9 protein-coding genes are annotated in these 10,557 nt (G+C 65.0%); 3 read left to right on the forward strand and 6 right to left on the reverse strand.

The features are described 5' to 3' along the window. Positions 1-526, forward strand: a 526-nt coding sequence (locus tag ACO41U_RS06005; RefSeq protein ID WP_485942371.1) for a methyl-accepting chemotaxis protein, incomplete at its 5' end; no start/stop codon positions are given. A gap of 229 nt (positions 527-755) precedes the next feature. On the opposite strand, the gene pepT is transcribed toward ACO41U_RS06005, so the two are convergent. The 6 genes from pepT to ACO41U_RS06035 all read right to left on the reverse strand — a co-directional run bounded on the left by pepT (position 756) and on the right by ACO41U_RS06035 (position 7,642). After that, positions 756-1,988, reverse strand: coding sequence for a peptidase T (gene pepT / locus ACO41U_RS06010; RefSeq protein ID WP_485942373.1), 1,233 nt, complete (start codon positions 1,986-1,988; stop codon positions 756-758). Positions 1,989-2,045: 57 nt separating this feature from the next. Then, positions 2,046-3,041, reverse strand: coding sequence for an ABC transporter ATP-binding protein (locus ACO41U_RS06015; RefSeq protein ID WP_485942375.1), 996 nt, complete (start codon positions 3,039-3,041; stop codon positions 2,046-2,048). A 5-nt stretch (positions 3,042-3,046) separates the two neighbouring features. Next, a complete protein-coding gene (locus ACO41U_RS06020) occupies positions 3,047-4,060 on the reverse strand; it encodes an ABC transporter ATP-binding protein (RefSeq protein ID WP_485942377.1) in 1,014 nt (337 codons plus the stop codon). 18 nt (positions 4,061-4,078) lie between these two features. Then, entirely contained in the window at positions 4,079-4,978 is a 900-nt protein-coding gene (gene nikC / locus ACO41U_RS06025; protein ID WP_298777515.1) for a nickel transporter permease, read from the reverse strand. A gap of 12 nt (positions 4,979-4,990) precedes the next feature. Further along, positions 4,991-5,917: a nickel ABC transporter permease gene (gene nikB / locus ACO41U_RS06030; protein WP_298777517.1), complete on the reverse strand. Its 927-nt coding sequence runs from the start codon at positions 5,915-5,917 to the stop codon at positions 4,991-4,993. Positions 5,918-6,136: 219 nt separating this feature from the next. Then, the gene (locus tag ACO41U_RS06035) at positions 6,137-7,642 is read right to left on the reverse strand and encodes an ABC transporter substrate-binding protein (protein ID WP_485942379.1); all 1,506 of its coding nucleotides are present in this window, start codon (positions 7,640-7,642) and stop codon (positions 6,137-6,139) included. A 533-nt stretch (positions 7,643-8,175) separates the two neighbouring features. Here ACO41U_RS06035 and ychF point away from each other — a divergent pair. Continuing rightward, positions 8,176-9,273 carry a redox-regulated ATPase YchF gene (gene ychF, locus ACO41U_RS06040; RefSeq protein ID WP_298777521.1) on the forward strand — a complete coding sequence of 366 codons (1,098 nt, stop codon included), beginning with the start codon at positions 8,176-8,178 and terminating at the stop codon, positions 9,271-9,273. 79 nt (positions 9,274-9,352) lie between these two features. Beyond that, positions 9,353-10,557 (forward strand): hypothetical protein (locus tag ACO41U_RS06045; protein ID WP_485942381.1); only part of this gene is annotated, 1,205 nt, incomplete at its 3' end.

The following is a 10,557-nucleotide window of genomic DNA, read 5'->3' on the forward strand; positions in this document are numbered from 1 at the left end:
GGCGATCGAGGCGGCGCGGGCGGGCGAGGCGGGCCGCGGCTTCGCCGTCGTGGCGGAGGAGGTCCGCAAGCTGGCCGAGGAGTCCGGCAACGCCGCCAAGGAGGTCAGCAAGCTGATCCGGGAGCTTCAAGAGCGTTCGGGAAGCTCGCTCTCAGCGACGAAGGAGATGGCCCAGAACCTCTCTGAGCTCCTCACCAGCGCCGAGGCGGTCGATAAAGAGCTTCAGGGTGTCCTGAGCGCGACGAACCACCTGAACGATTCGATCCAGAACGTTGCGGCGGTTTCGGAGGAGCAGGCTGCGTCCGCGGAGGAGATGACCGCCTCGGTGCAGGGCGTGACCAACTCCATCGGAGAGATCGTCGGCGTTCAGAAAGAGATCGGTCAGGCAGCTGCTGGGACGACGGACGCCGCAAAGAGCATTGAAGAGGCTTCGCGCAGCATGGCGGATACGGTGGAACAGCTGAACGAACTCATCGGCCGCTTCAAGACGGAGCCGGACGGCAAGGGTCTGGCCCTGAGGCGTTGAAGCAGAAGGACTGTGGAGGCGGCGGGCATAAACCCGCCGCCTTTCGTTTTTTTCTTCAAAAACCCTTATCGTAACGGGCTTTGTACGCCGTTTGGGCGCGTCGGAGGCAGAAGATCGTGAAGATTGCCGTGTCTTGCGTCGAGAGGAGGGCAGTGCTGCCGCAGCGCAGGGGACGCGGCACAAAAAGGGCCCTGCCGAGGCAGGGCCTGATTGATTTCCCGAAAGTGCGTCAGCCCGCGCGCTTCACGCTGAGCTCCAGGATCTTCAGCACCATCGCCGTGGCCTTCTCCATCACCTGGACGGGGATGAACTCGAAGCGGCCATGGTAGTTGTGACCGCCGGTGAAGAGGTTCGGCGTCAAAAGCCCGCGCCAGGAGAGCGCCGCGCCGTCCGTGCCGCCACGCATGGGGATGATGAAGCTCTTGACGTCCAGCTCCTTCATCGCGTCGAGGGCCAGGTCCACGACCTCCATGCGCTTCGCGAGCTTGTCCGCCATGTTGCGGTACTGGTCGTGCAGGTCGAGCCGAACCCTCTCCGCGCCGTACTTGTCCCGCAGCCAGTTCACGGCCCTCTCCACGAACCGCTTGCGCTCCTCGAACTTCTTCGCGTCGTGGTCCCGAATGATGAAGCGCAGGACGGCCTTTTCCGTCGTGCCCTCGAAGCTCGTGCAGTGGAAGAAGCCCTCGTAGCCCGACGTCGTCGCCGGCGTTTCGCTGGCGGGGAAGAGGGAGAGAAACTCGTGCCCCATCATGATGGCGTTCAGCATCAGCCCCTTCGCCGTGCCGGGGTGCACCGCCCGCCCCTCGATCGTCACCACGGCCCCCGCCGCGTTGAAGTTCTCGTAGCACAGCTCGCCGATGGGGCCGCCGTCCAGGGTGTAGGCGAAGTCCGCGCCGAACTTCTCGATGTCCAGCCCCTTCGCCAGCTCCCCCACCTCCTCGTCCGGCGTGAAGGCCACCTTCACGTCCCCGTGCTCGAACTCCGGATGCTCCAGGAGCCAATCGACGGCCCCCATGACCTCCGCCATGCCGGCCTTGTTGTCCGCCCCGAGGAGCGTCGTCCCATCCGTCACCACCAGATCCTGCCCCACGTAGTCCTTCATGAAGGGGAAGTCCCGCGGCGACAGGACCACCTTCAGGGCCTCGTTCAGCACGACGTCGCCGCCGTCGTAGCCCTTTACGACGCGGGCCTTGACGTCCTTTCCGGACGCCTCCGTCGCCGTGTCCATGTGGGCGATGAACCCGATGGCCGGCACTTTCCCCTTCGCGTTGCCCGGCAGCGTGGCGGTCACGTAGGCGTTCGGCGTCAGGGTCACGTCCTTCAGCCCACGGTCCCGCAGCTCCTGCTCCATCTCCTTCGCCAGGACCATCTGCCCCGGCGTGCTGGGCACGACCCCGGCGTCCTCCTTCGACTGCGTGTCGTAGGTCACGTACTTCAAAAAGTGTTCAAGCGTGGAATACAAGAGAGAAACCTCCTCGATACAGGCTGCGGGCCGCGTCGCTGCGGCCCGCTTTCGGTTTTAATGGCTTTCGGCCAGTTTCCCGGCGAAATGGCAGGCCACGAAGTGCCCCGGCGCGTACTCCGCCAGGGGCGGGGTCCCCTTGGCGCACACGTCCTGGCGGTAGCGGCAGCGCCCCATGAAGCGGCAGGAGTCCGGCGGCTCGATGGGGCTGGGCACGTCCCCCTCCAAGATGATGCGCTCGCGGTTCACGTCCAGCTTCGCCAGGGGGATCGCGGAGAGCAGCGCCTGCGTGTAGGGGTGCATGGGGTTCTTGAAGAGCTCGCGGTACTCCGAGAGCTCCGCGATCTGCCCCAGGTACATCACGGCGATGCGGTCCGACACGTGCTTCACCACGCTCAGGTTGTGCGAGATGAAGACGTAGGTGTAGTTGAACTCCTTCTGCAGCTCGTTCAGCAGGTTCAGCACCTGAGCCTGAATGCAGACGTCGAGGGCCGACACCGGCTCGTCCAACACGATGAACTCCGGGTTCAGAGCCAGGGAGCGGGCGATGCCGATTCTCTGCCGACGGCCGCCGTCCAGCTCGTGAGGGTAGCTGTTCTCCAGCCTCTCCGCCAGCCCCACCGTGCTCATCAGCTCGCGGATGCGCTTGCGCATGGCGGCCTTGTCGCTGTAGACGCGGTTCACCATCAGCGGCTCCGCGATGAGCTCCCAGACGGAGAGGCGCGGGTTCAGGCAGGAGTAGGGGTCCTGAAAGACGATCTGCACGCGCTTGCGCAGGTCCTTCATCGTGGCCGCGTCCACCTTCGTCACGTCGATGCAGCTCCCGTCCTCCGGGTTCTGAAGCATGACGCTGCCGGAGGTGCTGTCCAAAAGGCGGATGAGGCAGCGGCCCAGCGTGGACTTGCCGCAGCCGGACTCTCCCACCAGCCCCAGGGTTTCGCCGCGCTGGATCTCGAAGCTCACGTCGTCCACCGCGTGCAGCATCCCCCGCTTGGTGCTGAAGTACTTCTTCAGGTGTTCCACCTTGATGTAAGGCTTGTTGTTGTCCGTCATCGCTCTCACCTCCCTGCCGCCTGGCAGCCCATCATGCGGGCCCGCACGGGACAGGCCACGAAGTGTCCCGGCTCCAGCTCCTGCATCTCCGGCCGGACCGTGGAACAGCTCTCCTCCGCCATGGAGCAGCGGGGGTGGAACGTGCAGCCCGCGGGCAGGGCCATGGGGTCCGGCATCAGGCCGGGGATGACGGGCAGCTCGTCGATGTCCTCGTCGATGTCCGGCACGGAGTTGAAGAGCCCGATGGTGTAAGGGTGCAGCGGGGTCGCGTAGAGCGCGCGCTTGTCCGCGTACTCCACCACGCGGCCCGCGTACATGATGGCCACCTTGTCGCAGATGTCCGCCACGATGCCTAGGTCGTGGGTGATCAGGATCATGGAGGCGGCGAACTTCTGCTTCAGCTGCTTCATCAGCTCCAGCACCTGGGCCTGAATCGTCACGTCGAGCGCCGTCGTGGGCTCGTCCGCGATCAGGAGCGTCGGGTCGCAGGCCAGCGCGATGGCGATGACCACGCGCTGCTTCATGCCCCCCGAAAACTGGTGCGGGTAGTCGTGCATGCGCTCCCGGCGGATCCCCACCAGCTCCAGCATGTCGCCGGCCTGGGACAGGGCCTCGGCCTCGCTCACCCGGCGGTGCAGCCGGATCATCTCCGCGATCTGCTTGTCCACCGTCATCACGGGGTTGAGGCTCGTCATGGGGTCCTGGAAGATCATGGCGATCTTCGCGCCGCGGATGTGGCGCATCTCGGCCTCGCTCTTGCTCAGCAGGTTCTCACCCTCGAACAGGATCTCGCCGCTCTTGATCCTTCCGGGCGGGTTCGGGATCAGGCGCATGATGCCCAGCGCCGTGGTGGTCTTGCCCGCGCCCGTCTCACCCACGAAGCCCAGGGACTCGCCGCGCCCCAGCTGCAGGTTCAGGCCCTCCACCGCGTGGACCACGCCATTGTCCGTCTCGTAGTGGATGGTGAGGTCGCGGACGTCCAGCATGAGGTCCCCGTTCTTGTCGTTCGTCGTTGTCATAGTTGCACCTCCGCCCCGTCAGCGCTTCAGCTTCGGGTCAAGCGCATCGCGCAGGCCGTCGCCAAGGAAGTTCAGCGCAAGGATTGTGAACATGATCGCCAGGCCGGGGTAGAGCGTCATGTGGGGGAAGTCGCGGATGTACTGGCGCCCGCCGGACAGCATCGCGCCCCACTCCGGGTTGGGCGGCTGGATGCCCAGCCCGATGAAGGAGAGGCCAGCGGCGTTCAGGATGGCCGACGCCACGCCCAGGGTGGACTGCACGATGATGGGGGCCATGCTGTTGGGGATGATGTGCTTCAGGATGATGCGCAGGTCCGGGCTGCCCACGGCCCGCGCGGCCTCGATGAACTCCATGTTGCGGATGGAGAGCACGGAGCCACGCACGATGCGCGCGTAGGTGGGGACCGCCGAGATGCCCACGGCGATCATCAGGTTCATCAGGTTCGGCCCCAGCGCCGCCACGATGGCGATGGCCAGGAGAGTCTGGGGGATGGAGAGCAGCACGTCCATGACGCGCATGATGGCGTTGTCAAGCCTGCCGCCGTAGTAGCCGGAGACGGCGCCCAAAAAGCCCCCCACGACCAGCGCGATGCCCACGGCCACGAATCCGACCTGAAGGGACACGCGGGCGCCGTAGATCAGGCGGCTCAGGATGTCCCGGCCGAACTCGTCCGTGCCCAGCCAGTGCGCGGAGCTCGGCGTTTCGAACATGTGCGCCAGGTCCTGCGTCGTGGGATCGTAGGGGGAGATGACCTCGGCGAAGATCGCGCAGAAGACCAGAAGCAGGATGATGGCCAGCCCGAACATGGCCAGGGGGCTCTTGCTCAGGCGAAAGAGGACCTCCGCCAAGGGGCCGCGATGGACGCGCTTCGTCAGCTCTGGGACGATGTTGCCGTTCGTTTCGCTTTTATCGCTCATCTCAAGCCCTCCTTACACGAGATCCGCCTTGATGCGCGGGTCGATGTAGGCATACAGAAGGTCCACCAGCAGGTTCACGATGCTGAAGGCGATGGCCACGAACAGCACGCCGCCCTGCACCATGGGATAGTCGCGCGCCATGATGGCGCGGATCATCAGCTGCCCCACGCCCGGCACGGCAAAGACGGTCTCCGTCAGGATGGCGCCGGACAGCAGGCTTCCGAACTGAAGCCCGCAGAGCGTCACGACGGGGATCAGCGCGTTGCGCAGCGCGTGTACCCAAATGACCACGGACTCCTTCTGCCCCTTCGCCCGCGCCGTCCGGATGTAGTCCGCCCGGACGACCTCCAGCATGGAGGAGCGCGTCATGCGCGTGACCATGGAGATGGACTGGGCGGCCAGTGCCACGGAGGGCAGGATCATGGCCTTGAAGGTGGAGAAGCCCGACGAGGGCAGCCAGCGCAGGTGGACGGAGAACAGCAGGATGAGCAGGAGCCCAAGCCAGAACACCGGCATGGAGAGCCCCACCATGGCGAAGATCATCGTGATGGTGTCAAACCACGAGTACTGTTTGATCGCCGAGATGATGCCGCAGGGGATGCCGATGAGGATGGCGATGATCATGGCGAAGGCGGAGAGCTTCAGTGTATAGGGGAAGGCCGTCAGGAGCTCCTTCATGACGGGGCGCCTTGTGCTGTAGGAGCGGCCGATGTCCCCATTGATCGCCTTCCAGACGTAATTTCCGAACTGCACCAGGTAGGGGTCGTTCAGCCCCTCCTTGTCCCTGAATTCCTTGATGGCCTCGTCCGTCGCCATGTCGCCAAGGACCATGCGCGCGGGGTCGCCCGGCGTCAGGTAGAGCAGGGTGAAGACGCAGAACGCGACCCCCAGGAGGACAGGGATAAGGAACAGGACACGGCGAACGATGTATCGCAGCATCGAAGGATCATCCTTCCTTTCCTAGAGTTTACTGGGATTGTGCGCAGGGAAACGCGAAATTTTTGCCCCGGCCGGGCCGGGGCGTCAAAGAACGGACGGCAGAGAAGTTCCCCTCCCCGCCGTCCGTTGACCTCAGGAGCTCACCCAGGGGGCCTGTTTCAGGGGCCGCCGGCCGCGAACGAACGCGGCCACGGGCACTCCTTCAGGCGCTTCTTCCCTCTAATCCTCGAAGTAGGCCGGAGCGAACCTGTGGACCTCGAAGGGGTTGATCTTGAAGCCCTTCACGGCCTTGCGGACGCCCACGACCGCCTCGTCGTTGTGCAGGTAGACCATCGGGCACTGCTCGTTGATGAAGAGCTGCATGTCCTTGTAGACCTGCTTGCGCTCGTCGCCATCCTGGAGGCTGCGCCCCCTGGCAAGGAGTTCGTCCAGCTCCTTGTTGCTGAAGCCCGTGTAGTTCGTGCCGGCGCCGGTGGCCAGAAGGCCCGCCACGGCGTAGTTGGGATCGGGAACGGAGAGGCCCCAGCCCAGCAGGAACACGTCGTGCGTCCTCTGCTGAAGGATGCCGAGGTAGGAACCCCACTCCATCTGCTTGATGTCCGTCTTGATGCCAAGCTCGGCAAGCTGAGACTGAATGATCTGCGCCATGTCCACGCGCTCCTTGCGCTCGTTGGTGAGGATCGTGAAGGAGAGCGTTGCGGGGTCGATGCCCGCCTCCTTGAAGAGGGCCTTCGCCTTCTCGACGTCCCGCTCGTGCACCGGGAGCTCGTCGTTGATCGAGTACTTCGTGGAGGACGGGATCAGGCTGCGGGGGGTCTTGCCGACGCCGCGGAACACGGCCTTCTGGATGCCCACCGTGTCAAGAGCGGCGAAGACGGCCTGGCGGAAGCGGACGTCGCTGAAGGGGGCCTTCGTGGTGTTGAAGCCCATGTAGGTGGTGGAGGAAAGGGGCATGCGCTGCAGGGTCAGCTCGTCATTCCCCTCGACGCGGGAGAGCTCGACCGTGCTGATGGGATAGGAGATGTCCACGGCGCCCGTCTCAAGCTCGATGGTCCGGTTCGTCGGCTCGGGGATAGCGCGCACGGTCAGCGTCTTGACCTTCGCCTTCTCCCCCCAGTAGTCGTCGAAGCGCTCGAAGGTGTAGTGGTCGCCCTTGGCCCACTCCTTGAACTTGAAGGCGCCGGTGCCCACGGGCTCTATGCCGTAGTCGTCGCCTGCGGCCTCAACGACCTTCTTGTTGACGATGCTGCCCCAGCTGTGGGACAGGGAGGCGAAAAAGGGCGTGTTGGCGGTCTTGAGGTGCAGGATCACCGTGTAGTCGTCCACGATCTCGACGTTATCGAGGTCCTGGGAGTACTCGTGGATCTGAGCCCCACGGGGCGTGTTGGCGCGCTCGAGGGAGAACTTGACGTCCTCGGCCTTCATCTCGTCGCCGTTGTGGAACTTGACGCCCTTACGCAGGGTCATCTTGTAGTCCTTGTCCGTCAGGAACTCCCACTTCTCCGCCAGGCAGGGCTGCGGCATGCCGTCGTCGTTCAGGATGACCAGCGTGTCGTAGATCTGGGCGCAGGCGCGCGAGGTCGGGTAGTCGTTGTGGTTGATGGGGTCCAGAGTCGTGGCGTCGTACTGGTCGGCGACGACCAGCTCATCCTTCGCCGCCAGGGCCGCGCCGCAGAGCGACAGGGCCAGCGCAAAAGCCAGAACTGCAGAAACGAACTTCTTCAAAACTATCCTCTCCTTACGGAAGATATCCCCCTCCTGACAGGGGGGAACTCCCAAGGGGCGGACACCCCCCGGTTGTTTTATTATTTTACCATCCGCGCCGCCGCACCGGCCTGTCGCACACAGAAGCAGCGTCTCCTGCGTGGCGGGCCGAAAAAAACGCGACTCGCGAAAGCCGTACCTTCCATGATTTTATTTGTGGCGAGGGCAGCACCCTTTATACACTTTAATTCTGCCCTTGTATTTTATCACGCCGGAGCCGTCAGGAAAGGACAGGGCAGTCGTTGCGCCGAATATATTATTTCAAACCTCAGCCCGCAGCGCACCGCCGGATGGACCCAGGGTGCGAGGAACGCCTCAACGGCGTTCGCGCCCTGAAAGAGGTTGGCTTTCCCGCCGCCATGTCGTAAAATAAGAGATCAGGACTAAAGCGCCGCAGACGGCCCTCGAAAAGGCCGCTCCGTCGAGCGCGGACCCGGTTAAACTTTGTGACGTCGTTTGATCGGCTTTTGTGTGCTTTTTTGGAGGGGATCTTTTTGCTGAAATGCGGAATCGTCGGCCTGCCTCTCTCGGGCAAATCGACGGTGTTCAACGTCATCACGCGCGCCGGAGCGGAGGTCAAACCCTACGCGGGCGGCAGGACCGAGCCGAACCGGGCCCTGGTCAGCGTGCCGGACGCGCGCTTCGACAAGCTGGCTGAGGTGTTCAAACCTAAAAAGGAAACGCCGGCAGCCATCGAGTTCGTGGACCTGGCGGGCCTGTCCCGCGACGCCAGCAAGGGCGCCGGTCTGGGAAACTCCTTTCTCTCCTTCGTCGCGGAGTCCGAGGCGCTGCTACACGTCGTGCGGGCCTTCGGCAACCCCTCCGTCCCCCACCCGGAGGAAACCATCGACCCCCTGCGCGACTGGAAGATCGTGGAAACGGAGCTCATCTACCGCGACCTGGGCGTCATCGGCAACCGCCTCGCGCGCCTTGACGAGAAGGCGGCAAAGCGCAAGACCTCGCCCGCCGAGAACGCGGAGGGGGAGCTTCTGCACGCCCTCCAGGACCACCTGATGGAGGAGCGCCCCCTGCGGGAGTTCCCCCTGACGGAGGAGCAGCGGCGCACCCTGTCGGGCTTCGCCTTCCTGACGCTGAAGCCTGAGCTCGTGGTCCTGAACCTTGACGAAGGGCAGACGGGCGACGTCCCCGAGGCCGCTCCCCTGCTGTCCGCGCTGGCGGAGAAGGGCCTGACGGCGATCCGCGTGTACGGCTCCATCGAGATGGAGCTCGCGCAGCTCACCCCGGCGGAGCAGGAGGAGTTCATGAAGGACCTCTCCGTCGAGGAGCCGGGGCGTGAACGTCTGATTCACGAGGCCTATCGCCTCCTGGGGCTCATCTCGTTCTTCACCAGCGGCGAGGACGAGGTGCGGGCATGGACCCTTCGTAGCGGCGACACCGCCTTGGACGCGGCGGGAGCCATCCACTCCGACCTGGCGCGCGGCTTCATCCGGGCTCAGGTCGTTTCCTTCGACGACTTTGCGGCCAACGGCTACAGCCTGGCGTCCTGCCGGGATAAGGGCGTCCTCCGCCTCGAGGGGAAGGAGTACCCCGTCCGGGACGGCGACATGATCGAGATTCGATTCAACGTCTAGTGACGGCCCGCCCCTTGCAAAAGGCGGGACATAATGTGAGAATACGCAGGAGAACCCAGTTTGAGGAGATGGAGTCCCCATGGAGTTTTTGAACGGCATCGTTGAGAAGCTGGCGCCCATCCACGAGAAGATCCTGGACCTGACAAACCCTTTGACCTTGACGATCGAGGAGTACGTTCCACAGCTTGCCTCCTTTCACAATTATCTTATCTACGTCCTGATCCTGGCTATGATCCCGCTCTTTGGCCTGCTGAAGAAGGCCGTGAGGCGGCTCACGCGAGTCAGGCTCCCGCGCCGGAGCGGTCCCGCGATGCGGATGAGCCCGTCGCCTGCGCCATCGACCCCGCCCTCGTCGGCGCCCAAGAGCGTCGTCCATGGGCACGCACTGGACTACGGTGCCCATGGCTTCACCTCCCAGCCGATGGGTTCTGCGGCGGCCTTCGGCACGGCCCAGCAGCCCTCCGTCGCCGGACAGGGGTACGGCGCCCAGAGCTTCGCCCCCCAGCCGATGGGCTCTGCGGCGGCCTTCGGCACGGCCCAGCAGCAGCCCGTCGCCGGACAGGGTTACGGTGCTCAGGGCTTCGCCCCCCAGCCGATGGGCTCTGTGGCGGCCTTCGGCACGGCCCAGCAGCCCCCCGTCGCCGGACAGGGGTACGGGGCCCAGGGCTTCGCCCCCCAGCCGATGGGCTCTGCGGCGGCCTTCGGCACGGCCCAGCAGCCCCCCGTCGCCGGACAGGGGTACGGTGCTCAGGGCTTCGCCCCCCAGCTGCTGGGCTCTGCGACGGCCTTCGGCACAGCCCAGCAGCCCCCCGCTGCCGGACAGGGGTACGGGGCCCAGGGCTTCGCCTCTCAGCCGATGGACCCTGCGACAGCCTTCGGCACGGCCCAGCAGCCCCCCGCTGCCGGACAGGGTTACGGTGCCCAGAGCTTCGCCCCCCAGCAGATGGACCCTGCGGCGGCCTTCGGCATGCCCCAGCAGCCCCCCGTTGCCGGACAGGGTTACGGTGCCCAGAGCTTCGCCCCCCAGCCGGAGGCCCCCGCGTTCGACGCGGGCGAGCAGCAACCCACGGCGGCTCAGGCGGACACGAGCCCGAAGATGGGGACCCCCGTCTTCGACTTCAACTCCTTTGCGCAGCAGCCTGCAGCAGATCAGAGCTACTCTGCCCAGCCCTCTGTCGCCCCTCAGCCGGAGGCCCCCGCGTTCGACGCGGGTGTGCAGCAACCCGCGGCGGCTCAGGGGGACACATCCCCGAAGATGGAGCCCCCCGTCTTCGACTTCAACTC

Source organism: Fretibacterium sp. (assembly GCF_057312375.1).

Coding starts and splice junctions, on each gene's coding strand:
- ACO41U_RS06015 (WP_485942375.1), bottom strand. CDS start 3,041: ATGACGGACAACAACAAGCCTTACATCAAGGTGGAACACCTGAAGAAG.
- ACO41U_RS06020 (WP_485942377.1), bottom strand. CDS start 4,060: ATGACAACGACGAACGACAAGAACGGGGACCTCATGCTGGACGTCCGC.
- nikC (WP_298777515.1), bottom strand. CDS start 4,978: ATGAGCGATAAAAGCGAAACGAACGGCAACATCGTCCCAGAGCTGACG.
- nikB (WP_298777517.1), bottom strand. CDS start 5,917: ATGCTGCGATACATCGTTCGCCGTGTCCTGTTCCTTATCCCTGTCCTC.